We start from the raw sequence: 24494 nt of genomic DNA, 5'->3' as shown, positions 1-24494 counted from the left end.
GGGCTGACATGATGTCAGCCCTTATTTTTTGCGAGGTTACTGTGTCGCTTTTAATCACGCCCGCCCGTCGGCGGCTTTACCATTTTTTATTCGATCCTGAAACCGTAACCGGGAGACGCTTCGAAGGCCTCTGTGGTTTATTTGCGCTGCTCAGCGTGGTTGTGATCTTTATTGAGTCTGGTGTCGGGACGCAATACCACCTGACGTTTGACGAGTGGCATATTTTTGTCTGGCTTGAGTTGGCGATTACTCTGGTCTTTACCGCGGAATATTTCCTGAGAGTCATTTGCTGGCCCAACCCGGCCAGATATGTTTTCAGCTTTTGGGGATTTATTGATTTAGCGACCATCCTGCCACTCTATGTGATGTGGCTGTGGCCGGAAATTAGCCTGAGTTACGTCTTTGCCTGGCGAGCGATGCGCGTCATTAGGGTATTACGTATCCTTAAATTACTGCGTTTTATGCCGTCATTGCACGTGTTCTGGAGCGCGATTGTCAGCGCACGGCACCAGCTTATTCTGTTCTATTCATTTATTGCCATCGTCATGATTGTTTTCGGCGCGCTGATGTATCTGATAGAAGGGCCAAAATATGGCTTCACGACGCTTAATGCCTCGGTCTATTGGGCTATCGTGACCGTGACGACCGTGGGTTATGGTGATATCACACCGCATACCCCATTGGGACGTATTGTGGCATCAGTGCTGATCCTGATTGGCTATTCGGTGATTGCAATCCCAACAGGGCTCATTACCACACATATGAGCAGTGCCTTTCAGAGTCGCAAACAGCAGCGCAAATGCCCGAATTGTCATCAGGGTGAGCATGAACACAGCGCACGGTTTTGTAACCGCTGCGGAAGCGAATTACCGGATTAAATAAAAAAGGCTGCAATCGCAGCCTTTTTTACTATTCGCGCCAGAGGATATGGCACAGTTTGTGGTCTTTCTCGCGGCACAGCAGGACGCGGGCGAAGATGTCATTTATTTCGCCGCCATCTTCATCGGCCAGCCCAATCACTACTTCGGCAAAGAAGTCAGGATTAAGGTCGAAATCCACATGCTCAGCCCAGTCTTCTGAAGGGTCGAACAATTCGGCACCGCCGCGCTCTTCGAACTGCAGATTAAAGAGGATCACGTCTGCGGGATCGAGGTTATCAACCGCCAGTTCGAGAAAAATGTCATAGGCCTGCTCGAGCGTTTCGTCTTCGGTCAGGCGATTGTTCAGATCCATTTCCATGATGACTACCTGTTTAACATCGTTGGGCACGTTTTACAGCAACGGACTAAAGAAGTAAAACAGTCGTTCGGCAATTCTCTGCCACATTGGACGTTTTACCCACAGTCTGGCATCCAACAGTCGCGAGCGGGAGATATAATCATCCTGCACCGCCGCCAGGTCACCGCCAAAACCGGCGTCATCAATCACAAGTGTGATTTCAAAATTGAGCCACAGACTCCGCATATCCAGGTTGACTGTGCCCACCAGGCTTAATTCACCGTCGACGAGAACGCTCTTGGTATGGAGTAATCCGCCTTCAAACTGATAAATTTTCACCCCTGCGGCCAACAGTTCGCTAAAGAATGCCCGGCTGGCCCAGCCTACCAGTAGGGAGTCATTTTTGCGTGGCAAAATGATACTCACGTCAACACCACGTTGCGCCGCCGTACAGATTGCGTGCAGCAGGTCATCGCTGGGGACAAAGTATGGCGTGGTCATGATCAGGTATTCACGGGCTGAGTAGGTTGCCGTCAGCAGCGCCTGATGAATCAAATCTTCAGGGAAGCCTGGCCCGGATGCAATCGTATGAATGGTGTGCCCGCTGGCCTCTTCAAACGGCATAATATTGCCGTCCGGTGGTGGTGGCAGAATACGTTTACCGGTCTCAATCTCCCAGTCGCATGAGTAAACGATACCCATAGAGGTGGCAATCGGCCCCTCCATTCTTGCCATCAAATCAACCCATTGCCCAACTCCCGAATCCTGTTTAAAGAAGCGTGGGTCGACCATGTTCATACTGCCGGTGTAGGCAATATAGTTATCGATCATGATCATCTTACGGTGCTGGCGGAGATCCATCCGGCGCAAAAAGACACGCAGGAGGTTAACCTTCAGCGCCTCAACCACTTCGATACCGGCATTACGCATCATGCCCGCCCACGGGCTGCGGAAAAATGCCACGCTGCCTGCAGAGTCCAGCATCAGTCGGCAGTGAATGCCCCGACGTGCTGCGGCCATCAGGGATTCAGCAACCTGATCGGCCATACCACCGGGCTGCCAGATGTAAAACACCATCTCAATGTTACGGCGAGCCAATTGAATATCGCGGATCAACGCCTGCATAACATCGTCAGAAGTGGTCAGCAACTGGAGCTGATTGCCTTTGACACCGCCAATCCCCTGACGGCGCTCGCAAAGTTTAAACAGCGACGCGGCAACACTGCTGTTCTCTTCGGCAAAAATATGTTTGCAGGCTTTAAGGTCGTTAAGCCACTTCGCGGTCGAGGGCCACATGGCGCGGGCACGCTCGGCGCGGCGCTTGCCCAGATGAAGCTCACCGAAAGAGAGATAGGCAATGATCCCTACCAGCGGGAGGATGTAGATTATCAGAAGCCAGGCCATGGCAGAGGGTACGGCTCTGCGCTTCATCAGGATGCGTAATGTCACACCCGCGATTAACAGCCAGTATCCCAGAATGACCAGCCAACTCACCACGGTGTAGAAGGTTGTCATAGGTTAAAAAATCCTTTTGAAAGCGTATTGTTATGAGTGTACGCATCAGGATTCATCTGGCAAATAAAAACGCCAGGTAAAAGCGCTGGTTTGCTGTAGTGTTGGGTTTATAATGGCATCTCTGTTAGAGAAAGAGTTGTAGACATGAAGCGCAGTAGAACTGAAGTAGGGCGCTGGCGCATGTTGCGACAGGTGAGTCGTCGCAAGGCACGTTGGCTGGAAGCACAATCCCGCCGCAATATGCGTATTCACGCCATCAGAAAATGTGGAATGACCCGGCACCGCAACGCGTTGCTGTTCGCAGTCCAGGATATCTGAGAACCATGAGGGCACCGCAAGGTGCCCACTGATTTTATAGCGTCTGATTTTTAGGAATAGCGTTTTTGCAGCGATATTCCCGTTGTTTTTAGCAAAAGGAGGGAGAAGTGTTTGCGGAGTTTGGTGTACTGAATTTCTGGACGTACGTTGTAGGCGCATTTTTTATCGTGCTGGTACCAGGGCCGAATACCCTGTTTGTGCTCAAAACCGGGATTGGTCACGGCGTTAAAAAAGGGTACCTCGCCGCGACAGGTGTATTTATCGGCGATGCGGTACTGATGTTTCTGGCCTGGGCGGGTGTTGCGGCATTAATCCAGACCACGCCGGTACTGTTTAACATCGTGCGCTATCTCGGGGCTTTTTATCTGCTCTGGCTGGGGGGCAAAATGCTCTGGTCGGTGGTGAACCGTCAAAAAAACGCTCATGAGAGCGGGCCCGAACCTGCCAGTACGATCATGAAACGCTCGTTGGTGTTAAGCCTGACCAATCCCAAAGCGATTTTGTTCTACGTATCGTTCTTCGTTCAGTTTATTGATGTGAATGCCCAGAGCACCGGCACTTCTTTCCTGATCCTCGCGACAACGCTGGAGCTAATAAGCTTTGTGTATATGAGCTTCCTGATCTTCTCTGGCGCGTTTGTGACGCGTTATCTGAAAACCAAAAAGAAACTGGCAAAGCTGGGGAACGGTCTGATAGGGCTGCTGTTTGTTGGGTTTGCGGCAAGGTTGGCGTCGCTGCATTAATGTGAAGAAACAAAAAGGCTCCTGCTGGAGCCTTTTTAATGTCTGGCGTAACTGGAAAGCCGCGCCAGACAAGGCTTCACGTTTTACTGCTAGCAGTCAAAAGCCATAAAAAGCGGCTAGGGTGTGGACACATTGTGGACACTCTGACCACCATTAGCACCCTTCAACGGGTTAAGCGAAATCGCGTCCTGCAGGTACTGAGGAGCGAAGTGCGCATAGACCATTGTCTGCGCAATTTTCGTATGACCTAAGATCCTCTGCAGTGTGATGATGTTGCCCCCGTTAATCATAAAGTGCGTCGCGAAAGAGTGTCGTAGCGCATGTGTTGCTTGTCCGGCCGGTAAATCGGGCTTAACCTCTTTGAGGGTTCGCCTGAAGTCAGCATAACTGGCCTCAGGAAATAGAAAACCTCGTGTTTTGCCGACTACGTAAGCCGCAACTTCATCAGAGATCGGGACCGTGCGCGGTGTGTTGGTTTTCGTCTTAACGAAAGACACCCGGTTATGAATCACATTCTCCGCCTTCAATCGCGCAGCTTCTCCCCATCTTGCTCCGGTACTCAAACACAAAACCGCAATTTTACGATTATCACCTGAGAGCGCAGCAAGTAAGGCATCAATTTCCTCAAGAGTGAGATAGCCCGTTTCGGCTGTCTGCTCTTTCAGTTTTTTGAATCCCCTGAATGGATGCTCACCGTTATACAGTTCTGACTCAATCAGGGTTGTGAACATCCCACCTAGCGTGATCAGGTCGCGGTTGATGGTAGTTGGCTTAATACCTTCACCCCGACGTTGAGCACAATATTGCGTTATCAGGCTCTTGGTGATCTGGAAAGCGCACGGGTTTCCGGTCATCGTTTCGAAACGCTCAATTTTCCTGAGATACGATTGACCGTGCTCCTCATGTTTACCTTTCAGCTTCCACCATAACTCTTTCAGTTCCGACAATTGGCGTTTGTCCGTTGGTTTTGAAAGCCATTCCTTTGAGTGATGGTTATATTGAGTATGCTTTTCAAAAGCCATCGCCTCGCTTTTCTTGTCGAACTTCCGACGGATGCGTTTTCCGTTACGCCCGGTCGGTCTAATGTCCACTTCATATCGACCATCATCGAGCTTTTTAACAGACATAAAGCCTCCCGATGATGTTACTGCGTACTTCAATTTCCTGATTTAAATAGCAAAAACTCACTGTGCATTTACTGCACAAATAAGCGCCATAAATAGTTAGCCAGTTTTCTGGTCTGAGTGGGATGACGTTGTTGTCTGCTGCCCAAAGTGCGCGAGAGCCGGTGCAATCTGCCCAGCTTCAGGTGATATCGTCTCTGTCATGAACCACATAGTGTATTTTTTGAACTGAGGATGATTCAAAATCTTCATCACTGCCTGTATGCCCATATCTTTTACACCCTTCTCGTAACTCGAAAGAGAGCTGTATGGAACGCCTGTTAAGTCACTGAATTCTTTCCTATTCATACGTTCTGACTCACGCATGATCGCTAGCTTTTCATTTACGGGTATCATCGTAATTAACACTCCACTATTGATAGAAAAACGATAACGGAGTAATCTTCAATTCGTTATCGCAATCTAATGGCTCCAATATGGCAATTAATAGCCATTAGGAGCAATTAAAACACTAACGAGGAATACTCACAAATGAATAGGGTCATTGATAGTGTGAGCGACGCCGTTCCATACCAGGAATTCGCGCGCCTTATTGGTAAAACACCTGCAGCCGTTAAAGGCATGATTGAAAAGGGGAAGCTACCTGTAGTCGAGATGACTGATCTGCAGTCAACGAGTGGGCGCGCAGGGGAATATTGGGTTTATCTGCCTGCCTGGAACAAGGGGATGAAGATGGCATATGACAGCCGCCCGAAGGAAATTCGTGATGGTTGGCTGATGTGGCTCGGATTAGGGGAGCCAGTATGAATAGTGAACCTCGCTGTATTGCACAGTTGCTTCGAAGAGAAAGTCCTAAACCTACCAACTTCACTATCACTCACGGTCGTGGACGTAAGGGCATCATCATCCGAACCCGTAAGACGGGTGTTATCGAGAAGCTTCGTCGCTTGGTCAAAAAGAGAGGACTGTGGTTATGACGGTAATGACACTTGATGTGATCCAGAAACAACCAACAGCACTTCGCAGTCTGGTCTGCAAGTATCTGGCTCAGCCTCGCTGGCAGGACACTTGCGATTTTTACAATCAGATGATGGAGCGGGAGCGTCTTACGGTTTGTTTCCACGCACAATTAAAACAGCGTCACTCTGTCATGCGCTTAGAGGAAATGACCGAAGCCGATCGTGAGCGTCTTGTTTGTGCGCTTGATGAATTGAGAACTGCATTTGCCCGGCGCCGACAATTTGGCGAGTCAAAAGCAATTTTTATCAGTCGCCTAACCGTTAGCCAAAGGCGCTCATTGTTTCTTCATGCGGGACTGACAGAGCAGGAATTTATGATGCCGCACTGGCGTTTGAATGAAGAGGATTGTTACTGGCGTGACAAACTTTTCCGCGCTCTACGAGAGCTGTTCAGCCTTTTTGAGTACGCACCAACTATTTTAACCTCGGTAAAACCTGAGCAGTATTTACATTAATTAATCTGGATTCGTTTTATTACGCGCCTTACAGCGTGGGGACTCCTTTTGTCTGGAGATAGGCAAATGCAAAAACAAAATACAGCGCAGCGGGGGATGTATTCGGCACATCTGGCGCAGGCAGTAAGCGAGGCACAGCGCGACTTGGCGACCCGTTACTCTTCTCAGTTTGATGCGCTTATCGCGTACATCAGTAAGTCAGAACTTAATCGCACCGAGATTATCGAGTTATTAGGCCAGGAGTCGGAAAAGTTACACAACTCAATTTTCGGTAGAGCTGGTTAACCACTGTTAACAGGAAGCAAAAATGAGCATACGCATCGAGATTAATAACCAATACGTCATCACCAGTGACCGCTATCAATTCATTTTGCAGGAAAAAAAGACCGCTACATCCGGGAAGAATGAAGGAAAGGAATGGTTGGACGTTGTGGGTTACTACCCAACTATCCCTAAGCTTATCTCAGGCTTGGTTTTGCATGATCTTTTGACCAGCGATCTTACCGGCTTCTCAGCTTTGGAAGCTCGGATTGAACGCATGGGGAAGCAATGTCTGGACGCTTTTAAATAATATGTCCAACGAACCTCGGGGGCGTGTTGCCCCCTCGCCACCACCACCATTTTTGAAGGGCACCAGTGATTCATTCGTTGGTGCTTATCCCTGGAATAACGTCACCAAAGAGGCCATTGGCCGCGACAGACCCCTTACACGTGCCGAACTCCGTCAGGTGCAAGGTGTTTTAAACCGGATTGACCGTCTGCCGTTTTTCCTGCAAACGCTGTTTACATCGCGTTATAACTTCATCCGCCGTAAAAAGAGCCCTTTAGGTGGGCTGTATTTCCTTAAAAACACGTTTGAGCGCAAGCTGCTGCCACGTCTTGAGCGTGTTAATGAGCTGTGCGGGATGAATGAAACCGCCTCGATTGGGTTTCTGTCCGAGCGCGACCAGTATGCGCGCTTGCCCGATATGAATGACAAAGCGCTCAGGAAATTTGCGGCCAGAATTGCCTCACAGCTCTGGAGCAAATACGAGGAGTTAAGCGACGCATGGGCGGAGGCTTACGGCGGGAAAGAGACACTTTTCACCGATGAAGCTCAGTCGCACCTATACGGGCAAGTGGCCGGTATTGCTCGCGCATTAAACATCACCCCGATGTACTGGAAAAAATACCGTAAGGGTCAGATGACGATCCGCATGGCCTTTTCCGCTATTTCACGACTGATTAAAGACGAGTGGTGGGTCAACCAGCTCAAGGCGCAGCGGATGCGCTGGCGCGAGGCGCTGCTTATCGCAGCAGGTGAGGTCAACAAAGACCGTTCACCTTACGCAAGCAAAATAGCGATCCGCGATGTTCACGCGCGCCGCCAGGCTAATCTCGAATACCTGAAATCCTGCGAGCTCGAAAACAAAGTAACCGGCGAGCGTATCGACCTCATCAGCAAGGTCATGGGGAGTATTTCAAATCCTGAGATACGCCGCATGGAGCTGATGAACACCATCGCCGGGATTGAGCGCTACGCGGCCAACGCCGGTGATGTGGGGATGTTTATCACCCTGACCACACCCTCGAAATATCATCCGACCCGACAGGTCGGCAAAGGCGAAACCAAAACGGTGCAGCTCAATCACGGCTGGAACGAAACCGCATTCACACCCAAAGACGGCCAGCGCTATCTCTGCCAAATCTGGAGCCTGATGCGTACCGCGTTCAAAGATAACGATTTAGAGGTGTACGGGATGCGCGTTGTCGAACCGCACCACGACGGTACGCCTCACTGGCACATGATGCTGTTTTGCAAACCTGGTCAGCGTAAAGCCATTAACGAAATCATGCGTCGTTATGCCCTCAAAGAGGACGGACACGAAAAGGGAGCGGCAAAACAGCGCTTTGAGTCTCGTCATCTTAATCGGGGCGGCGCAGCGGGTTATATCGCTAAATACATTGCCAAAAATATTGATGGCTACGCGCTCGACGGCCAACTCGACCACGACACCGGCAAGTCCCTGAAAGATACGGCCGCAGCCGTCACCGCATGGGCGTCTACATGGCGCATCCCGCAGTTTAAACCGATTGGTCTCCCGACGATGGGCGCTTACCGCGAACTGCGCAAGCTGCCGCGCGGGGTGAGTATTGCCAGCGAGTTTGACGACAGGGTTGAAGCCGCGCGAGCTGCTGCAGATGAAGGGGACTTTGAGCGGTACATCATCGCGCAGGGTGGGGCAAACATGCCGCGTGATGCTCAGGCCGTAAGGGTTGCCCGTAAGGTGACGGATGAGGTCAACGACTATGAGGAAGATATCGAGAGGATTGTCGGGATTTATGCCCCTCACCTCGGGGCTCACCGTGTCCATGTAACCCGTACAGCCGAATGGCGAATCGTGCCAAAGGTTTTGGCCGTTGAGCCTTTGACCTTGAAAAGCGGCTCTGCCGCGCCTCGGAGTCCTGTCAATAACTGTGGAAAGCTCACCTACGGTGGCGATCCAGTTATGACCCCCACACCGTCTGAGCAAGCCGCAGCGGTGTTAAATCTGATTAAGCGCGGGGTTATTGGCTGGAATGAGCCGGACGTCCTGAAGGTGCTTAACGGGGCGTTAAAAGTTGGCGCACCGCGCAAACATCGGCAGCAAAGAAGCAATGCTCCGCTCAAAACCAGCGAGCAAGCGCCATCAGCCAGGATGACGAAGCCCGAAAGGGATCGCGTCGCAAAAATTCGTTTCGATTTAGCTCAGGAGGGCATTACCCCGGAATGGTGGGCGCTCGATGTGCTGGCTCGTGGGGCAACTGTGATTTATGGCGATAAAAAATTCAAATACGCGGCTGCTGAAGGGGTGCCGGGATTTTCAATGCAAGAGGAGTGAAGTTAATGACCAAAATCAATGACTTAAAAATCGCACCAGAGCATTTTGAAGCAGTGAAGTCAGGGGAAAAACGCGCTGAATTTCGTATCAATGACCGTGATTATTCCTGTGGTGATGTTCTCAGGTTGCATGAGTGGGAACCTAAGCAAGGATATACCGGGAAACGTGTATCGGTAAGGGTCACAGACGTTACTGATTTAACCGTGTGGGTGGGAAACTATGTAATGCTGAGCGTCCAGTTACTTGTTCAGGATGAACCTTGCGGTATGTCCCTGTTGAACTGGAAAGAACTTAGCAAGAAAGGGCTGGTTTTCAGAATTAATCACGAAATTTTGCACCCATTAGGTCTGGCTATTGGATATGAAACACTTAACGGCGTTTCGGCTGGGGCTTTCGTGGCCGATGATGGTGTATGGCAATATTCAGCCGAGCTGGTCGCCGATGCTAAAAAAAATGGGTGGTTAAAATGAGCCATACGCTAATGATGCCAGCACCGCCCGTGCATTCGAAACACAACGTTAAGCTGATGGCCGTCGTGCATCGCCTGCAGCAAATCATGATTAACGAGAATCTGACTCCTGACGAGCTGGTCGGGTGTGCAGGTGTAGTGAGAGACAACTATCGCCGATATAGCGACATCAGCAATCCGAAATCATATGCGATCACACCGGTAAACATGCCCAAATGCCAGCCACCACGGCAAAGATAAGAACAGCGCCGGTGCTTCAGTGCCGGTGGTGTTGAACAACGAGCCCGGCGAGGGGCTATGGCGGGTCATGACTTGGATTTTCAGGTGGTCTATTGGGAGAGAAGTTAGAGTATTTTCGCCCTGGAGGCTGGGTTTTCTTTAGCGGTCTAAAGAGCACGCAGCGGGAACTGATTAGGGCGCACTTATGATGGCGTTTTTATGATTGAGTACGAGCGACCAGTATCGCTACATGATGGTATGGATTTTATTACCTCGAGGAAAAAAGTAGTGGCTAAAAGCGAGGAATTATAGAGATGATAAGACATTCACTAGAGCAGTTTCCTTTTTGATTTTACTCACAACGTTTGTAACTATATATTGCGCGTTAAATTTCAACTCTATAAATTAATCTTACTTTTCGCAAGGTCTTAAAGGATTTTAATTATGGGAATGAAAAGCCGATTAAAAAAAGAACGCAGAGCTTCTTGTCATCAAGATGATTTGCATTCAGCTTCAAAAGAACAAACCTCTGCATACACCCCACCAAAAACCATCTTCAGATTTTTTAAAGAGAAAGAGCACGCTGAAGCCCTTTGCAATGGGGACGTTTGGTTAAGTACTCTTCAAACATGTCGAGAATATGAAGACCCTCTTCAAGGAGATCCTAAAGAGGCAACACATACTTATAATGCAGGGTCTACTGTTTTACATGGTGATGGCACTGAAGAAGATTTTGTCACGAAAGCAGCTCGTCTTGGCATTAGAGTCCATCCGGGAGCAAAAGACATAACATTAATAGGTGGCTTTCACTCATTCTCCATACCAGATGCATATGTGCTTTGCATGACACAGGAATTTGACCCATCAAAGCTGAGTGATACTTTCGGTAATTATTGTGTGGAGATATCTGATCCAAAACAATTTTTCGAAGTAATTTCTACAAAATTGCATACTATCATCCCTTTAAAAGATGGATATATGGGTCCAATAACTTACGATACAAGAGACCACTCGGTACATGAGGCTATGCCCGGTATAATCGGATTCGTTAAGCCTAAAGACACCTATTCTGAACAGAAAGAATTTAGATTTCTCTGGCAAACTTATGACAAAAGAGCCATTAAACCATTTCTACTTAGCTGCCCGGAAGCTGCCGCATTTTGTCGGATAATTACATGACATTAGCTATGCCGTTATGTGTGCATAAGTTAGGTGCATGATTTTGCATGCGTCATGGTTGAACGATCTTGTCACGCCACACCATACCTAGTGCGGTTCCAGAGTATCCATGCAACTGCATTAAAAGCGACCCGTTAAGCGCGCAGGCGAGGCGGGGATAGCACTGCGCGCCAGACGTGGTGACAGGATTTATTTTGCACGTCTGTGTGAGTCGTGGTGGCGTGCTGAGTGCTGAGGTTGAATCGTGAGGTTGTCGCGGGGTTACGTGGCGTGTGCAGCGTCTGGCTGGCTCTGAGGGGATGCCGCCCAAAGGCGGCATTTCAGACGGGGTTTATTCTGTCTCGATGCTGTAATCCTTAAAGCGGATCACTTCCATACCGAGCCATTCATTGATTTCTTTGAAACGCTCCTGCAGCGGCGTCAACTCGTTACGCACAAACACCCGTGCCACTTTCTCGATATCGCCCATCGAACCGATATTTTCAGGCTTGCCGCCCATGAGCTGGAACGGCACGCGATGCGCGTCGAGCAGGTCAGCGGCGCTCACCTTCTTGATGTTAAAAAAATCATCCTTTGTGGCGACTTCACTCAGCGGCACAATCTTGATGCCATCCGGTTTCCCGTTTGGTGCGTAGAAAAACAGGTTTTTGAAATTACCGAGTCCTTTCGAGTCACGCATGGCGGAGCGCAGCGCCTCAACGTCGGTGCTGCTTTGCGCCGCATCGGTCACGTACATAATGTAACCCGCGTGCGCGCCGTTCTGGTAATACTTTCGACGAAACAGCGTGGCGGATTCATTCAGCCAGGCGGAATTGAGCGCGCTAAGGTATTCCGGCATCCCGTAGAGCTCCTGATTGATATCGGGCTCAAGCAGATGGCACACCGAGCCGGGGGCGAACTGGTGCGGGTGGGTAAAGCTCGACACGTACCAGTAAACGCCATCCTCGACGCCACGGCGGGTGTATTTGGCCGGGGAGGTTTCCAGCTTCATGAGCTGGCCGGTCACGCTCATGCGCTTTTCGAGATAGCCGTTGGCAAACACCAGATAATCGAGCACAAGGCGGCTGAAGTCCTGACGTGACAGCAACGGGTGCGGAATGTAGGTGCTCGTCAGGATGTTGCGCTTAACGTAAATCGGGGAGCTGTGATGTACTGCGGCGCGCAGGCTTTTCGCCAGCCCCGAGAAGTTGACCGGCGGCTCGTACCATTTGCCGTTATTGATACACTCGACATAGTCGAGGATATCGCGGCGATCCAGAACGGGCGACGGCTCACCAAAGGTGAATGCCTCCATTTTCTGTGATGCGCTGGCGGTCATGGTTGCTGTCTGTTTTGGCTGTTTCTTTTGGCGTTTTTTCATCTTAGTTAATATCCAGAATGGAGCTTGACTGCATACCGCTACCAGCGGAAAGCGGCTCGTTTAACAGCGAGTGCATGGTTGCCCAGGCGATATCCGCGTGGCTGGCCTCCTCACTGCGGCTGGCTTCATAGGTGGCGCTGCGGCCACTGCTGGTCATGGTTTTGCGGATAGCCATAAATGACTGCGTGATGTCGGTCGCCCCGGCGTCATATTCCAGACACCCGCGTCGGATGGTGCCCGGATAAGTGAGAACACCATGACAGTAAAATATAAAACGGTCATCACCAAAGCCGGTGCGATTAAGCTTGCTGCAGCGACCGTCCCGAACGGGAAAAAAGTGAATTTTACGGCGATGGCCATCGGTGACGGTGGCGGCACATTGCCGGTGCCTGATGCCAGCCAGACAAAGCTCGTCAATGAAGTCTGGCGCCATACGCTGAACAAAATCAGCCAGGACAACAAGAATCAAAACTATGTGATCGCCGAGCTGCTCATCCCGCCTGAAACCGGCGGTTTCTGGATGCGCGAAATGGGGCTCTATGACGACACCGGCACGCTGATTGCCGTCGGCAACATGGCGGAAAGCTACAAGCCGGAGCTGGCGGAGGGGTCAGGCCGCGCGCAGACCGTGCGTATGGTCATCATGGTAAGCGACATCGAGTCAGTCGAGCTGACGATTGACGCCTCAACGGTGATGGCAACGCAGGACTATGTTGACGATAAAATCGCTGAGCATGAGCAGTCCCGCCGTCATCCTGACGCCACGCTCACCGCAAAGGGTTTCACGCAGCTAAGCAGTGCGACCGACAGCACGTCTGAGGCGCTCGCAGCGACGCCGAAAGCGGTCAAGGCGGCGTATGACCTTGCTAACGGTAAATACACGGCTCAGGGCGCAACCACGGCGCAAAAGGGTATTGTTCAGCTCAGTAGCACGACCGACAGCGTGTCTGAGACGCTCGCAGCAACACCGAAAGCCGTAAAAATAGCGATGGATAACGCAAGTGCGAGACTGGCTAAAGAGCGTAACCTTGCTGATTTACCAGATCCGGCGCTGGCAAGACAACACCTCGAATTAGGTGCTTTCCACACTGATGATAACTTCACCAGTGTATCAGCTCCCAAAGGGGGGGTATTTTTTTATATCACGTCTTCTGGTCACTGGGGGGTACAGGACTCTGCTGGCAACCCCTTACCATTAGCGGTAGCCAATGGGGGTACTGAAGCAAACACACTGCTGGGTGCAAGGGTGAAATTAGGGGTTGCGTCCTTTAGCGGTGACGGGACGCTTACCACCATGTCCTCACCTGATGGGAACGCTTATTTATACATTGACGACGACGGACATTGGGGGGTTCAGGACTCAGCGGGAAACCCTTTACCTTTAGCGATTGACAATGGTGGAACGGGATCAAACACATTGCTCGGTGCCAGAGTGCGACTGGGGGTTTCTTCGTTTGGTTCCGATGAGGACCGGTCGACAATGTCTTCACCAGGCGCAACAGCTTTTGTTTTCGTAGATAAAAACGGAGACTGGGGCGCGCTGGATTTAAAGGGCAAGACAATCCCTCTGCCGCTTTCGCGCGGTGGTCTTGGGGCAACTGATGCCGCAGGTGCCAGAACAGCCCTTCAACTGGGTAGCGCAGCAACTAAATCTGTAGGGACTGGTTCAGGGCAAATCCCAGACATGAGCACCTTTCAGTTTTCTGCTTCCGTAAAAGGGTATGAAAAGCTACCGTCAGGAAAGATTCGTCAATGGGGGACAATCAGTATCCCCGCTGCAAATGCCAGCACAGATTTTTCGATTGATAGCTTCGCTATTCCTTTCCCGAATGGGGTGTTGAATTGCCGCGCAAGCGGGACTTCAACGCTGACCGATACGCCATGCTTTGCCACGGCGGAGGCTATAAGCAAGACAGAAATTCGGCTCAAGGCTATTGCTGTGAATTTAACCAACAAGACTATTACCCAGGGCATGGCTGTTGACGTTGCCTGGGAAGCTATCGGAGCATAAAAATGTCGGAATTCATTTATAGCGCCAAAAATAACGCCTTCTATCCGGTAGATATGAAAGAAGATTATGTAGCTGCCGGATCATGGCCTGAGGACGGAAGGAAAGTCAGTCAAGCCTGTTTTCTTGAGTTCACCTCAGTAAGCCATACGGATAAGTACCGGATTGCTGGTGACGATGGTTTTCCGGCATGGGAGGCCGTTCCCGCCCCAACAAGAGAGCAACTGATTGCAATGGCGGAGTCTGAAAAATCGCGATTAATCGACTTTGCTAACGCCAGTATCAATGCGAAGCAATGGCCAGGAAAGGCTGCGATCGGACGGCTTAAAGGTCAAGAGCTGGCTGAGTACAATTTGTGGCTGGATTATCTCGATGCATTACAGGCAGTGGATACGTCGAAAGCCCCGGATATTCACTGGCCTGAATTCACCTCGTAACCTGAGCCCTCCACCCGGAGGGCTTTTGTTTGTTGTCTCATTCCCCCGCCAACGGCATTGCATCGCACCCGCAGAACACACAACAGAAAATAGTCGCACCCCTTAACCACGGAGTTAAACAGATGGGCGACTATCATCACGGCGTCGAGGTCATCGAGATTAACGATGGCACGCGCACCATTTCCACCGTCTCGACGGCCATCATCGGCATGGTCTGCACGGCCAGCGATGCTGACGCAAAGACATTCCCCCTTAACGAGCCTGTGCTGATTACCAGTGTGCAAACGGCTATCGGTAAAGCCGGTAAAAAAGGCACGCTGGCAAAATCCCTGCAGGCCATCGCCGACCAGTGCAAACCGGTCATTGTGGTGGTGCGCGTTCCCGAAGGTATCGAAGACCCTTCCGACCCGGAAGCGGCACAAAAAGAGACCATTTCCAACATCATCGGCACGACGGATGAGAACGGCAAATACACCGGTCTGAAAGCACTGTTAACGGCGAAAACCGTCACCGGCGTTAAGCCGCGCATTCTCGGCGTGCCGGGGCTGGATACGCAGGAAGTGGCGACCGCGCTTGCGTCGACCTGCCAGAGTCTGCGCGCGTTCGGCTATGTGAGCGCGTGGGGATGCAAGACCATTTCTGACGCCATCAAATACCGCGAGAACTTCAGCCAGCGTGAGCTCATGGTGATTCACCCTGATTTTCTGGCATGGGACACTACTGCAAACGAAACCGATATTGCATGGGCGACCGCCCGCGCGCTCGGCCTGCGTGCCAGAATCGACCAGGAAACCGGCTGGCACAAAACCCTGTCTAACGTCGGCGTGAATGGTGTTACCGGCGTCAGCGCCTCGGTCTCATGGGATTTGCAGGAGCAGGCCACCGACGCCAATCTGCTGAATCAGGCCGGGGTGACAACGCTCATCCGCAACGACGGCTTTAAATTCTGGGGTAACCGCACCTGCTCGGACGATCCGTTATTCGTGTTTGAAAACTACACCCGCACGGCGCAGGTGCTGGCCGACACGATGGCGGAGGCGCACGCGTGGGCGATGGATAAACCCGTTACAGCAACGCTCATCCGCGACATCGTCGCCGGTATCAATGCGAAATTCCGCGAGCTGAAAAATAACGGCTATATCGTTGACGGCTCATGCTGGTACGACCCGGAGTCAAACAGCGTGGAAACCCTGAAAGCCGGGAAACTGTACATTGACTACGACTACACCCCCGTCCCGCCGCTGGAAAACCTGACCCTGCGCCAGCGCATCACTGATACCTATCTGGCAGACCTGTCAGACTCGGTCAACAGCTAAGGAGCTCAGAGCATGGCGTTACCACGCAAACTCAAATACCTGAATATGTTTAACGACGGTCTCAGCTACATGGGCGTCGTTGAATCCGTCACCCTGCCAAAGCTGACCCGAAAGCTTGAGAAATACCGTGGCGGCGGGATGCCGGGCTCGGTGTCAATCGACCTCGGCCTCGACGACGACGCGCTGTCGCTTGAGTGGACGCTGGGCGGTCTGCCTGACGTCGCGCTGTGGGCGCAGTACGCGTCACCGGGTGCCGACAGCGTGCCGCTGCGCTTCACAGGCTCTTTCCAGCGCGATGACACCGGCGAAATTTCCGCCGTTGAGGTGGTCATGCGTGGCCGTCACAAGGAGTACGACGGCGGCGAGAACAAACAGGGCGAAAGCGGCACGACCAAAATCGCAACCGAGTGCTCGTACTACCAGCTCACGATCGACGGCAAGGAGGTCATCGAGATTGACGTCGTCAACATGGTGATGAAAGTCGACGGCGTCGACCGTCTCGCTGAGCACCGCCGGGCGATTGGCCTGTAACCCGTTAACCGGTCAGCCAGGCTGGCCGGTCACTTACTCACATTCAAAGAGAGCAACATCATGGAAAACATCAACGAAACCGCCACCACCGAAACCGAAAACCCGAACATTGTGATCCTCGATAATCCAATCATGCGCGGTGAGCAGAAAATCGAACAGGTGACCGTTACAAAACCCAATGCCGGAACCCTGCGCGGTGTGAGTCTGGCGTCGCTGGCAAACTCTGACGTCGATGCGCTGATTAAGGTGCTGCCGCGCATGACTTACCCGGCGCTGACCGAGCACGAGGTCATGCGTCTGGAAGCATCAGACCTGATTTTGTTCGCCGGTAAGGTGGTCGGTTTTTTGTCGCCATCTTCGGCTCGCTGAATTTTTCCGACAACCTGTCGGTCGATGACCTGATGGCGGATATCGCGGTGATATTTCACTGGCCGCCATCAGAGCTGAACTCCCTGAGCGTGACCGAACTCATCACATGGCGCGATAAGGCGCTGCAGCGAAGCGGACACCACCATGAGCAATAACGTCAGACTTGAGGTACTGCTGAACGCAGTAGACCGGGCAAGCCGACCGCTCAAAGCTATCCAGACTGCCAGCAAGACCCTTGCTGGCGACATCCGCACTTCTCAAAACAGCCTGCGCGATCTGAATGCGCAGGCGTCCCGAATTGACGGATTCAGGAAAGCGAGCAAACAGCTTGCCGTGACCGGTCAGTCGCTTAACAAGGCGAAACAGGAAGCCGCCGCGCTGGCCGTCCAGTTTAAAAACACGCAGAACCCTACAACCGCGCAGGCGCGCGCGATGGAAGCGGCAAAGAAATCCGCCGCTGACCTGCAGCTCAAATACAACAGCCTCAGGCAGTCGGTACAGCGTCAGCGCACCGAACTCGCGCAGGCCGGGATTAATACCCGCACCCTGTCGGCGGATGAGCGCCGGCTGAAAACCAGCATCAGTGAGACCACTACGCAGCTAAACCGGCAACGTGAGGCGCTGGCGCGCGTCAGTCAGCAGCAGAGCAGACTCAGCGCCGTAAAAAGTCGCTATGAATCCGGGCAACAGCTTGCCGCCGGTGCGCGTAATGCCGGGATGGTGGGCGTCGGGGTGGCGACAGCCGGGCTTTATGGTGCGTCACGCTTTATTGCGCCGGGCATCGGTTTTGATAAGCAGATGTCAGGCACGCAGGCGATCCTCGGGCTCGATAAGGGCGATGATAAGCTCGCGGCCATCCGTCAACAGGCGCGTGATATCGGTGCGACAACCGCCTTTTCACCGGGTGATGTGGCGCGTACTCAGACCACGCTCGCGCGCTCGGGCTATAACGCCGATGATGTGCTGGCCGCGACCGGCTCGACCGTAAACCTGAGCCTCGCGGCCGACGTGGATATCGCAGAAGCCGCCGACATTATCACTAACATGCAGTCGGCATTTAACCTGCCGACCACTGAGATTGAGCGCGTCGCGGACGTGATGACGAAAGGCTTTACGTCATCAAATACCGGTCTCGTCGAGCTGGGCGAGGCGATGAAGTATGTCGCACCCATCGCAGAGGCTGCAGGGGCGAGCATTGAAGACACGACCGCCATGCTCGGTATTCTGGCAGATAACGGGATTAAAGGCTCGATGGCCGGGACGGGGGCAAGCGCCATTTTCAACCGTCTGCAGGCTCCTATGGGTAAAGCCGTAGAGGCAATTTCTGAGCTGGGCGTGAAAACCCGCGACAGCAAAGGGAACATGCTGCCGGTCGAGAAAATCCTCAAAGATATTCACAAGTCCTTTGTGAAAAACAAGCTCGGTACGGCTGAGCAGGGCGAATATCTGAAAGTGATTTTCGGCGAGGAGGCCATGAAGGGCGCGATTAAACTCGTCGCTGCAGCCGGTGATGGCTCACTCGATAATAAGCGCCAGCAAATCCGCGACTCGAAAGGCACGACCGAGCGCATTGCGAAAGTCCAGACGGATAACCTCGACGGCGATCTGAAAAACCTGCAGTCAGCATGGGAAGACCTGCAGATTGAGGTTTTCGAAAAAGAGGATTCAGCTCTGAGACGCCTGACCGTTTCCGCGACAAACTGGCTCGGCAAGGTTGCCGCGTGGGCGAAAGCAAACCCTGAACTGACGCAAACCCTGTTTAACCTTGTTGCCGGAGGGCTGGCGCTGATAGGTGTGCTGGGCGGGATTGGGCTGATTGCATGGCCGGTCATTGCCGGGATTAACGGGATTATTGCTGCAGCCGGTCTGCTGAGCGTCGTTTTCACCACTGCAGGAAGTGCCATTGTCGCTGCCGTTGGCGCAATTAGTTTGCCGGTGGTCGCGGTGGTCGCTGCTGTTGTGGCCGGTGCGCTGCTGATTCGTAAATACTGGGAGCCGTTGAGCGCATTTTTCTCGGGAGTAGGTGAAGGGCTGAAAGCCGTTATCGCGCCATTAAATGAAATGTTTTCACCGCTCATTCCGGTATTTGACGCCGTGTCGGGAAAGCTGCGCGAGGTCTGGCAGTGGTTCACTGACCTGATTGCACCAGTTAAAGCGACGCAGACGTCTCTCGACAGTTGCAGAAATGTCGGGGTGGAGTTTGGTCGAGACCTTGCTAATGCTCTGATGGCTCCTGTCAGACTTTTTAATTTCCTCGGCGGAAAGGTTGACTGGCTGCTGGAAAAGCTGGGCGTCATCAAAAAAGAGTCGGGTGAACTCGACCAGACCGCAGCAAAAACCAATGCCGCAACGGGCTCGCAAAATGGGTCTTATATTCCGGCAACCTCAACATATGGCGGTTATCAGGCATATCAGCCGGTAACGGCTCCCACCGGAAAGACTTACGTCGACCAGAGCAAGCCGGAATATAACATTCACCTGAGTGGTGGTATCGCGCCGGGTAGCGACCTCGACCGTCAGCTCCGCGAGGCAGTCGATAAACTTGACCGGGAAAACCGTGCGCGCCAGCGCTCAAGTATGCGCCATGACTGAGGGGGAAATGCATGTTAATGGTTTTAGGTTTATTTGTGTTTGAGCGCCGCACGATACCGCATCAGTCAATGCAGTACTCGAAGGATTACCGCTGGGTGTCAAACGACCGTATCGGCAAGCCACCGGCTTATCAATATCTCGGGGAAGGGGAAACCACGCGCACGCTGTCGGGCGTGCTCTATCCCGAAATCACAGGTGGCCGTCTGTCGCTGACCGCCATCGAGCTGATGGCCGACGAGGGGCGAGCGTGGCCGTTGATTGACGGAACGGGCATGATCCACGGCATGTACGTCATCGACAAGGTAACGCACACGCACACCGAACTTTTCAGCGACGGAGCGGCCAGAAAAATCGAGTTTAGCCTTTCCCTTAAACGGGTCGATAAATCGCTCGCGGCCATTTATGGCGACCTGCAGACGCAGGCCGACAATCTGGTCACGTCTGCCGGTAACTGGCTGGGAGGGCTGGCAGGATGATTACGGGTATGAATATTCAGGCCGGGGCGAAGATAGCCCCGGCGTTTATGCTCAAGCTGTATAACGAGGATATCACGCAGGATTTTAGTGACCGCCTTATCAGTCTGACCATGACCGATAATCGCGGATTCGAGGCCGACCAGCTCGATATCGAGCTCGATGACACTGACGGCCAGATAGCTTTGCCACCGCGCGGAGCAATGTTGACGCTGTGGTTAGGCTGGCAGGGGGCCGCGCTGATAAAAAAAGGGACGTTCACGGTCGACGAAATCGAACACAGGGGCGCACCTGATACGCTGACCATCCGGGGGCGAAGCGCCGATTTTCGCGGGACGCTGAACTCGCGCCGGGAACAGTCATGGCATGACACCACGCTCGGGCAAATTGTTGAGACGATTGCGGCACGAAATAAACTGACGGCCAGCGTGGCCGACACGCTGAAAGCCGTCGCAGTGCCTCACATTGACCAGTCGCAGGAATCCGACGCGGTGTTTCTGTCCCGCCTGGCTGAACGGAACGGGGCGTCGGTTTCGGTAAAAGCGGGAAAACTGTTATTCCTGAAAGCGGGGAGCGGTAAGACGGCCAGCGGAAAGCCCATTCCGCAGATGATGCTTGAGCGCGGGGACGGCGATCGTCATCAGTTTGCCATTGCTGACCGGGAAGCCTACACCGGCGTGTCGGCAAAATGGCTGCACACCAAAGACCCGAAGCCGCAAAAGCAAAAGGTGAAGCTCAAACGTAAGCCCAAAGAGAAGCACCTCCGCGCGCTGCAGCACCCGAAAGCGACAAAAGCCCCGGCAAAGACTAAAGCCAAAAAAGAGCAGGAAGCGCGCGAGGGTGAGTATATGGCCGGTGAGGCTGATAACGTGCTGGAGCTGACGACCATCTACGCGACAAAGGCGCAGGCCATGCGCGCCGCTCAGGCGAAGTGGAACAAACTGCAGCGCGGCGTTGCGGAGTTTTCAATCTCGCTGGCGATTGGCCGGGCAGATTTATTTCCTGAAACGCCCATCGCGGTGAAAGGCTTTAAGCGCGTTATAGACGAGCAGGCGTGGATAATCAGCCGGGTGGTGCATAACCTTAACGGGAACGGCTACACGACGGGCTTAGAGCTTGAGGTTAAGGTTTCGGATGTGGAGTATGAAAGCGAAGATGTAATGCAATAAAATTGATTTATGTCTTTGATGTATAGTGATTTAATGGTTAAAATTGATACATCATAAACGCTTTGAGGTGCTCGCCATGTTTCACTGTCCAAAATGCCATTACGCCGCCCACGCTCGCACAAGTCGGTATTTTACTGACACGACCAAAGAGCGTTATCACCAGTGCACTAACATCAATTGCAGCGCAACGTTTGTGACCACTGAGACTGTCGAGCGCTTTATAGTTTCACCGGGTGAAGTAGTACCCGCGCGGCCGCACCCCACAACATCAGGACAACATCAGATGCAATGGCTGTGATAAATGTTTTTTCATGCGCATTTAAAAAATAATGTTTAATGTCAATGGATGATTTGTTTGTTTTTTTAAACCATTACGTAATTTGTTATCTCGGTTTTACCTTTATTTGGTGATGAAGATCAAGTTAGTCTTTAAGACTCTAAATTTTTGGATATCAGGTTGTGGGTTTTCACCTGAAAAAATACTGGGAAATACATAAGGAAAAGTAATGACGACTCCCAAAGTATTCGTGTCTTACTCGCACGATTCGCAAGAACATAAAAAATGGGTATTGGATTTGGCAACTCGACTACGAAATAACGGTGTCGATGCTATTCTTGATCAGTGGGATTTAAAGCCTGGCGGTGACCTCACTCACTTTATGGAGCGAGGTTTAAGTTCTGCTGACCGTGTTCTTATGATTTGTACTGAGAAATATGTCGAGAAAGCTAATTCAGGCGCTGGAGGCGTAGGGTACGAAAAAATGATCGTCACAGCAGATTTATTGAAGGCTATTGATTCTGAGAAAGTTATTCCACTAATTAGGCAAAGTGGAAGCCGCGATGTGCCAACCTTTTTAAGGACAAAACTACATTTGGATTTTTCTCTTCCAGATCACTATGAATTTTCATTTGATGAGCTTATAAGGACATTGCATAATGCCCCTTTATATGAAAAACCACCAATATCCAATAATCCCTTTGCACCCGCTTCAATGATAACCCCTAACCGTACGGGGGATGGTGTTCTTGAAATAATGAAGCAAATTGTTGCGCTGTATGAGGGACATACACAAGATTACATCCGGTATGATTTTTTGGTAGCACAATCGTCAGTTTCCCGAATAATGTTGGATGTTTATATCGAAGAAGCGAAGTCTTTAGGGCTACTGACTCAAGATCCTGACAATGATGTTAGACTGACAGCAAAAGGTAAGCACTATGCTGTTCTAAATAAGCTTGTAGGCTAGAGTAATTCCAAATAGAACGGCAAAAACTGCTTCATCATATTTACAAACAGTTTATTTAAAGAGTAAGCCCCGTAATGACGGGGCTTCATTATCGATGTGGTCATTGTGTGGACATGAAATGAAATAAATCCTTTTATTTCAATATGTTGAAGCGTTAAAAAAAGCTCCTGCTGGAGCCTTTTAACATCAGAACACTTTTTTATAAGGGCGAACCGTCACCTTCGCATACACACCGGCCGCAACGTATGGGTCCGCATCAGCCCAGGCCTGAGCAGCTTCCAGAGATTCAAACTCAGCAATCACTGTGGAACCGGCAAAACCGGCGGCACCCGGGTCATTGCTGTCTACTGCAGGCATAGGGCCGGCGGTCAGTAAACGGCCTTCATCCTGGAGCAGCTGCAAACGTGCCAGATGCGCAGGGCGCACAGCCTGGCGTTTTTCGAGCGAATCAGCAACATCTTCAGAGTAAATCACGTAAAACACGGCGAAGCTCCTTAACCGGTAAAAGTGTCAGTTACGTTATGTGAAAGGGCAAACGACTGCAATGTAAAATAAAAACAATGTTAAAACCCTGATCTGAATGCGACTTTTTTGGCCTCTCATGCGCTAAAGTTGCTCCAGAACAAAGTGTCTTATTGAATATGATTGCTATTTGCATTTAAAATCAGGGTTCGGTTTTTTAACGTTGATGAATATGACTTCGATGACCCTTGATTTACCTCGCCGCTTTCCCTGGCCGACGCTGCTTTCTGTCGTGATTCACGGTGCTGTTGTGGCGGGGTTGCTGTATACCTCGGTTCATCAGGTTATTGAAATGCCCGCGCCCGCGCAGCCGATTTCGGTGACGATGGTATCACCAGCGGATCTTGAACCGCCGCAGGTTGCCCCTCCGCCGCCACAGCCAGTGGCTGAACCGGAGCCGGAGCCAGAGCCCGAGCCTGTTCCGGCGCCACCGAAGGAAGCGCCGGTGGTGATCCACAAGCCTGAACCGAAGCCAAAACCTAAGCCGAAGCCAAAACCGGTGAAGAAGGTCGAGGAGCGTCCAAAACGCGATGAACGTCCGGTTGAACCGCGCGCAACACAGACGGTCGAGAATGCGGCGCCTTCGCGTCCGGTGATGAACAATACGGCAACGACCTCAAAGCCAACGGTTACCGCGCCAGTGGGCCCGCGTGCCGTAAGCCGCAACCAGCCCCAGTACCCGGCGCGAGCTCAGGCCTTACGTATTGAAGGCCGCGTACGGGTAAAATTTGACGTCACTGCGGATGGGCGCGTAGATAACGTGGAAATCTTATCTGCTCAACCTTCTAATATGTTTGAGCGCGAAGTGAAATCGGCGATGCGCAGATGGCGCTATGAAGCCGGAAAACCGGGCAGCGGACTTATTGTGAATATCGTTTTCCGCCTGAACGGCGGGGCGCAGATGGAATAAAAAAAGCCTCCGAAAGGAGGCTTTTTTTGCCTGTCGATCAGGCTTGTGGAAGCTGACGAGGTTTACCCTCGCTGTCCACGGCGACATAAATAAACAGTGCTTCGGTGGCCTTATAACGCTGCCCAATCGGCTCAGAAGAGACTTTCTTCACCCAGACCTCGATGTTGATGGAAATGGAGGTATTGCCGCGTTTGACACAGCGCGCGTAGCAGCAGACCACATCCCCTACCGCAACCGGGCGCAGGAAGGTCATGCCGTCCACCCGCACCGTCACCACGCGCCCGTGGGCGATCTCTTTTGCCAGAATTGCGCCGCCCATATCCATCTGCGACATCAGCCAGCCGCCAAAAATATCGCCATTGGCATTGGTGTCAGCGGGCATTGCCAGTGTGCGTAAAACCAGTTCGCCCTGAGGGGCGTTAGTTGTTGTCATTGTTTTA

General features: G+C 51.9%; 31 protein-coding genes. 23 read left to right on the top strand and 8 right to left on the bottom strand.

Annotated features, from left to right (window positions below; translation table 11 throughout):
* Window positions 1–8 precede the first annotated feature (8 nt).
* Window positions 9–878, top strand: a complete 870-nt coding sequence (locus JGF26_RS13085; protein ID WP_203250368.1) for an ion transporter — start codon at window positions 9–11, stop codon at window positions 876–878.
* Window positions 879–909: 31 nt separating this feature from the next.
* Here the strand turns inward: JGF26_RS13085 and JGF26_RS13080 are convergent, their stop codons facing one another.
* Together JGF26_RS13080 and cls are read right to left on the bottom strand one after the other, a co-directional pair.
* Entirely contained in the window at window positions 910–1239 is a 330-nt protein-coding gene (locus JGF26_RS13080; protein WP_006810881.1) for an HI1450 family dsDNA-mimic protein, read from the bottom strand.
* Between the two features lie 33 nt (window positions 1240–1272).
* Complete coding sequence (gene cls / locus JGF26_RS13075) at window positions 1273–2733, bottom strand: cardiolipin synthase (protein WP_134708103.1); 1461 nt, start codon at window positions 2731–2733, stop codon at window positions 1273–1275.
* Window positions 2734–2877: 144 nt separating this feature from the next.
* Here cls and JGF26_RS13070 point away from each other — a divergent pair, with 144 nt between their 5' ends.
* Together JGF26_RS13070 and leuE are read left to right on the top strand one after the other, a co-directional pair.
* Window positions 2878–3051, top strand: coding sequence for a YciY family protein (locus JGF26_RS13070; protein ID WP_021240326.1), 174 nt, complete (start codon window positions 2878–2880; stop codon window positions 3049–3051).
* A gap of 107 nt (window positions 3052–3158) precedes the next feature.
* The gene (gene leuE / locus JGF26_RS13065) at window positions 3159–3794 is read left to right on the top strand and encodes a leucine efflux protein LeuE (protein WP_028018779.1); all 636 of its coding nucleotides are present in this window, start codon (window positions 3159–3161) and stop codon (window positions 3792–3794) included.
* Window positions 3795–3910: 116 nt separating this feature from the next.
* Here leuE and JGF26_RS13060 read toward each other — a convergent pair whose 3' ends face one another.
* Together JGF26_RS13060 and JGF26_RS13055 are read right to left on the bottom strand one after the other, a co-directional pair.
* Window positions 3911–4921 (bottom strand): tyrosine-type recombinase/integrase, encoded by a 1011-nt coding sequence (locus tag JGF26_RS13060; protein ID WP_134708104.1) that lies wholly within the window; start codon window positions 4919–4921, stop codon window positions 3911–3913.
* Window positions 4922–5017: 96 nt separating this feature from the next.
* Complete coding sequence (locus JGF26_RS13055) at window positions 5018–5314, bottom strand: helix-turn-helix transcriptional regulator (protein WP_032658822.1); 297 nt, start codon at window positions 5312–5314, stop codon at window positions 5018–5020.
* A gap of 135 nt (window positions 5315–5449) precedes the next feature.
* Here JGF26_RS13055 and JGF26_RS13050 point away from each other — a divergent pair, with 135 nt between their 5' ends.
* The 8 genes from JGF26_RS13050 (at window position 5450) to JGF26_RS13015 (ending at window position 11120) form a co-directional block, all read left to right on the top strand.
* Complete coding sequence (locus JGF26_RS13050; protein WP_134708105.1) at window positions 5450–5725, top strand: Cox family DNA-binding protein; 276 nt, start codon at window positions 5450–5452, stop codon at window positions 5723–5725.
* Between the two features lie 166 nt (window positions 5726–5891).
* Window positions 5892–6392 carry a replication protein B gene (locus tag JGF26_RS13045; protein ID WP_134708106.1) on the top strand — a complete coding sequence of 167 codons (501 nt, stop codon included), beginning with the start codon at window positions 5892–5894 and terminating at the stop codon, window positions 6390–6392.
* Between the two features lie 66 nt (window positions 6393–6458).
* Window positions 6459–6677 (top strand): DUF2732 family protein, encoded by a 219-nt coding sequence (locus tag JGF26_RS13040; protein WP_134708107.1) that lies wholly within the window; start codon window positions 6459–6461, stop codon window positions 6675–6677.
* Between the two features lie 22 nt (window positions 6678–6699).
* Complete coding sequence (locus JGF26_RS13035) at window positions 6700–6963, top strand: DUF5405 family protein (protein ID WP_029883439.1); 264 nt, start codon at window positions 6700–6702, stop codon at window positions 6961–6963.
* A 1-nt stretch (window position 6964) separates the two neighbouring features.
* The gene (locus tag JGF26_RS13030; protein ID WP_134708108.1) at window positions 6965–9253 is read left to right on the top strand and encodes a replication endonuclease; all 2289 of its coding nucleotides are present in this window, start codon (window positions 6965–6967) and stop codon (window positions 9251–9253) included.
* Between the two features lie 5 nt (window positions 9254–9258).
* Window positions 9259–9723: a DUF3850 domain-containing protein gene (locus tag JGF26_RS13025; protein WP_134708109.1), complete on the top strand. Its 465-nt coding sequence runs from the start codon at window positions 9259–9261 to the stop codon at window positions 9721–9723.
* Window positions 9724–9734: 11 nt separating this feature from the next.
* Window positions 9735–9962 carry a hypothetical protein gene (locus tag JGF26_RS13020; RefSeq protein ID WP_134708214.1) on the top strand — a complete coding sequence of 76 codons (228 nt, stop codon included), beginning with the start codon at window positions 9735–9737 and terminating at the stop codon, window positions 9960–9962.
* Between the two features lie 423 nt (window positions 9963–10385).
* Window positions 10386–11120, top strand: coding sequence for a hypothetical protein (locus JGF26_RS13015; protein WP_167587193.1), 735 nt, complete (start codon window positions 10386–10388; stop codon window positions 11118–11120).
* Window positions 11121–11451: 331 nt separating this feature from the next.
* Here the strand turns inward: JGF26_RS13015 and JGF26_RS13010 are convergent, their stop codons facing one another.
* Both JGF26_RS13010 and JGF26_RS22570 read right to left on the bottom strand, forming a co-directional pair.
* Complete coding sequence (locus tag JGF26_RS13010) at window positions 11452–12480, bottom strand: phage portal protein (protein ID WP_134708110.1); 1029 nt, start codon at window positions 12478–12480, stop codon at window positions 11452–11454.
* A gap of 1 nt (window position 12481) precedes the next feature.
* Window positions 12482–12751, bottom strand: coding sequence for a hypothetical protein (locus JGF26_RS22570; protein WP_323673946.1), 270 nt, complete (start codon window positions 12749–12751; stop codon window positions 12482–12484).
* Between JGF26_RS22570 and JGF26_RS22420 the strand changes: the two genes are divergently transcribed.
* The 11 genes from JGF26_RS22420 (at window position 12737) to JGF26_RS12950 (ending at window position 22622) form a co-directional block, all read left to right on the top strand.
* Entirely contained in the window at window positions 12737–14491 is a 1755-nt protein-coding gene (locus JGF26_RS22420; protein ID WP_238934218.1) for a phage tail protein, read from the top strand. The genes JGF26_RS22570 and JGF26_RS22420 overlap by 15 nt on opposite strands.
* A 2-nt stretch (window positions 14492–14493) precedes the next feature.
* Complete coding sequence (locus tag JGF26_RS12995) at window positions 14494–14925, top strand: tail fiber assembly protein (RefSeq protein ID WP_134708111.1); 432 nt, start codon at window positions 14494–14496, stop codon at window positions 14923–14925.
* 122 nt (window positions 14926–15047) lie between these two features.
* Entirely contained in the window at window positions 15048–16241 is a 1194-nt protein-coding gene (locus tag JGF26_RS12990; protein WP_134708112.1) for a phage tail sheath protein, read from the top strand.
* Between the two features lie 12 nt (window positions 16242–16253).
* On the top strand, window positions 16254–16772 hold the full coding sequence (locus JGF26_RS12985; protein WP_063960159.1) for a phage major tail tube protein: 519 nt from the start codon (window positions 16254–16256) through the stop codon (window positions 16770–16772).
* 60 nt (window positions 16773–16832) lie between these two features.
* A complete protein-coding gene (locus tag JGF26_RS12980; RefSeq protein WP_134708113.1) occupies window positions 16833–17141 on the top strand; it encodes a phage tail assembly protein in 309 nt (102 codons plus the stop codon).
* 32 nt (window positions 17142–17173) lie between these two features.
* Window positions 17174–17296, top strand: a complete 123-nt coding sequence (locus JGF26_RS12975) for a GpE family phage tail protein (RefSeq protein WP_128350889.1) — start codon at window positions 17174–17176, stop codon at window positions 17294–17296.
* Window positions 17286–19733: a phage tail tape measure protein gene (locus JGF26_RS12970; RefSeq protein WP_134708114.1), complete on the top strand. Its 2448-nt coding sequence runs from the start codon at window positions 17286–17288 to the stop codon at window positions 19731–19733. The genes JGF26_RS12975 and JGF26_RS12970 overlap by 11 nt, the downstream gene beginning before the upstream one ends.
* 11 nt (window positions 19734–19744) lie before the next feature.
* The gene (locus JGF26_RS12965; protein WP_134708115.1) at window positions 19745–20209 is read left to right on the top strand and encodes a phage tail protein; all 465 of its coding nucleotides are present in this window, start codon (window positions 19745–19747) and stop codon (window positions 20207–20209) included.
* On the top strand, window positions 20206–21375 hold the full coding sequence (locus JGF26_RS12960; protein ID WP_134708116.1) for a phage late control D family protein: 1170 nt from the start codon (window positions 20206–20208) through the stop codon (window positions 21373–21375). Before JGF26_RS12965 ends, JGF26_RS12960 begins: the two co-directional genes overlap by 4 nt.
* Window positions 21376–21451: 76 nt before the next feature.
* A complete protein-coding gene (locus tag JGF26_RS12955; RefSeq protein WP_134708117.1) occupies window positions 21452–21673 on the top strand; it encodes a DNA-binding transcriptional regulator in 222 nt (73 codons plus the stop codon).
* A gap of 208 nt (window positions 21674–21881) precedes the next feature.
* Complete coding sequence (locus tag JGF26_RS12950; RefSeq protein ID WP_134708118.1) at window positions 21882–22622, top strand: toll/interleukin-1 receptor domain-containing protein; 741 nt, start codon at window positions 21882–21884, stop codon at window positions 22620–22622.
* 186 nt (window positions 22623–22808) lie between these two features.
* Here JGF26_RS12950 and JGF26_RS12945 read toward each other — a convergent pair whose 3' ends face one another.
* Entirely contained in the window at window positions 22809–23105 is a 297-nt protein-coding gene (locus JGF26_RS12945) for a YciI family protein (RefSeq protein WP_028018781.1), read from the bottom strand.
* 220 nt (window positions 23106–23325) lie between these two features.
* Between JGF26_RS12945 and tonB the strand changes: the two genes are divergently transcribed.
* Complete coding sequence (gene tonB, locus JGF26_RS12940) at window positions 23326–24054, top strand: TonB system transport protein TonB (protein WP_134708216.1); 729 nt, start codon at window positions 23326–23328, stop codon at window positions 24052–24054.
* A 37-nt stretch (window positions 24055–24091) separates the two neighbouring features.
* Here the strand turns inward: tonB and yciA are convergent, their stop codons facing one another.
* Window positions 24092–24487 (bottom strand): acyl-CoA thioester hydrolase YciA, encoded by a 396-nt coding sequence (gene yciA / locus JGF26_RS12935; protein ID WP_008502796.1) that lies wholly within the window; start codon window positions 24485–24487, stop codon window positions 24092–24094.
* Window positions 24488–24494: the final 7 nt, after the last annotated feature.

The organism is Enterobacter sp. E1 (assembly GCF_016809815.1).
Classification (GTDB): Bacteria; Pseudomonadota; Gammaproteobacteria; order Enterobacterales; family Enterobacteriaceae; genus Enterobacter; species Enterobacter adelaidei.
The sequence above is the reverse complement of the archived record's forward strand: the minus strand, read 5'-3'. Positions and strand labels throughout refer to the sequence as shown.

Excerpts from the sequence above, each read along its gene's own strand:
- JGF26_RS22420 (WP_238934218.1), top strand. The coding sequence starts at position 12,737 with ATGACAGTAAAATATAAAACGGTCATCACCAAAGCCGGTGCGATTAAG.
- JGF26_RS13050 (WP_134708105.1), top strand. The coding sequence starts at position 5,450 with ATGAATAGGGTCATTGATAGTGTGAGCGACGCCGTTCCATACCAGGAA.
- JGF26_RS13085 (WP_203250368.1), top strand. The coding sequence starts at position 9 with ATGATGTCAGCCCTTATTTTTTGCGAGGTTACTGTGTCGCTTTTAATC.
- JGF26_RS12985 (WP_063960159.1), top strand. The coding sequence starts at position 16,254 with ATGGCGTTACCACGCAAACTCAAATACCTGAATATGTTTAACGACGGT.
- JGF26_RS13045 (WP_134708106.1), top strand. The coding sequence starts at position 5,892 with ATGACGGTAATGACACTTGATGTGATCCAGAAACAACCAACAGCACTT.
- yciA (WP_008502796.1), bottom strand. The coding sequence starts at position 24,487 with ATGACAACAACTAACGCCCCTCAGGGCGAACTGGTTTTACGCACACTG.
- JGF26_RS13010 (WP_134708110.1), bottom strand. The coding sequence starts at position 12,480 with ATGAAAAAACGCCAAAAGAAACAGCCAAAACAGACAGCAACCATGACC.
- JGF26_RS12980 (WP_134708113.1), top strand. The coding sequence starts at position 16,833 with ATGGAAAACATCAACGAAACCGCCACCACCGAAACCGAAAACCCGAAC.
- JGF26_RS12950 (WP_134708118.1), top strand. The coding sequence starts at position 21,882 with ATGACGACTCCCAAAGTATTCGTGTCTTACTCGCACGATTCGCAAGAA.
- JGF26_RS12965 (WP_134708115.1), top strand. The coding sequence starts at position 19,745 with ATGTTAATGGTTTTAGGTTTATTTGTGTTTGAGCGCCGCACGATACCG.
- JGF26_RS13080 (WP_006810881.1), bottom strand. The coding sequence starts at position 1,239 with ATGGAAATGGATCTGAACAATCGCCTGACCGAAGACGAAACGCTCGAG.
- JGF26_RS12955 (WP_134708117.1), top strand. The coding sequence starts at position 21,452 with ATGTTTCACTGTCCAAAATGCCATTACGCCGCCCACGCTCGCACAAGT.
- JGF26_RS12960 (WP_134708116.1), top strand. The coding sequence starts at position 20,206 with ATGATTACGGGTATGAATATTCAGGCCGGGGCGAAGATAGCCCCGGCG.
- JGF26_RS13020 (WP_134708214.1), top strand. The coding sequence starts at position 9,735 with ATGATGCCAGCACCGCCCGTGCATTCGAAACACAACGTTAAGCTGATG.
- JGF26_RS12995 (WP_134708111.1), top strand. The coding sequence starts at position 14,494 with ATGTCGGAATTCATTTATAGCGCCAAAAATAACGCCTTCTATCCGGTA.
- JGF26_RS13030 (WP_134708108.1), top strand. The coding sequence starts at position 6,965 with ATGTCCAACGAACCTCGGGGGCGTGTTGCCCCCTCGCCACCACCACCA.
- JGF26_RS13035 (WP_029883439.1), top strand. The coding sequence starts at position 6,700 with ATGAGCATACGCATCGAGATTAATAACCAATACGTCATCACCAGTGAC.
- JGF26_RS13040 (WP_134708107.1), top strand. The coding sequence starts at position 6,459 with ATGCAAAAACAAAATACAGCGCAGCGGGGGATGTATTCGGCACATCTG.
- JGF26_RS13015 (WP_167587193.1), top strand. The coding sequence starts at position 10,386 with ATGGGAATGAAAAGCCGATTAAAAAAAGAACGCAGAGCTTCTTGTCAT.
- tonB (WP_134708216.1), top strand. The coding sequence starts at position 23,326 with ATGACCCTTGATTTACCTCGCCGCTTTCCCTGGCCGACGCTGCTTTCT.
- JGF26_RS12990 (WP_134708112.1), top strand. The coding sequence starts at position 15,048 with ATGGGCGACTATCATCACGGCGTCGAGGTCATCGAGATTAACGATGGC.
- JGF26_RS13060 (WP_134708104.1), bottom strand. The coding sequence starts at position 4,921 with ATGTCTGTTAAAAAGCTCGATGATGGTCGATATGAAGTGGACATTAGA.
- JGF26_RS13055 (WP_032658822.1), bottom strand. The coding sequence starts at position 5,314 with ATGATACCCGTAAATGAAAAGCTAGCGATCATGCGTGAGTCAGAACGT.
- JGF26_RS13025 (WP_134708109.1), top strand. The coding sequence starts at position 9,259 with ATGACCAAAATCAATGACTTAAAAATCGCACCAGAGCATTTTGAAGCA.
- cls (WP_134708103.1), bottom strand. The coding sequence starts at position 2,733 with ATGACAACCTTCTACACCGTGGTGAGTTGGCTGGTCATTCTGGGATAC.
- JGF26_RS13070 (WP_021240326.1), top strand. The coding sequence starts at position 2,878 with ATGAAGCGCAGTAGAACTGAAGTAGGGCGCTGGCGCATGTTGCGACAG.
- JGF26_RS12975 (WP_128350889.1), top strand. The coding sequence starts at position 17,174 with ATGGCGGATATCGCGGTGATATTTCACTGGCCGCCATCAGAGCTGAAC.
- JGF26_RS12970 (WP_134708114.1), top strand. The coding sequence starts at position 17,286 with ATGAGCAATAACGTCAGACTTGAGGTACTGCTGAACGCAGTAGACCGG.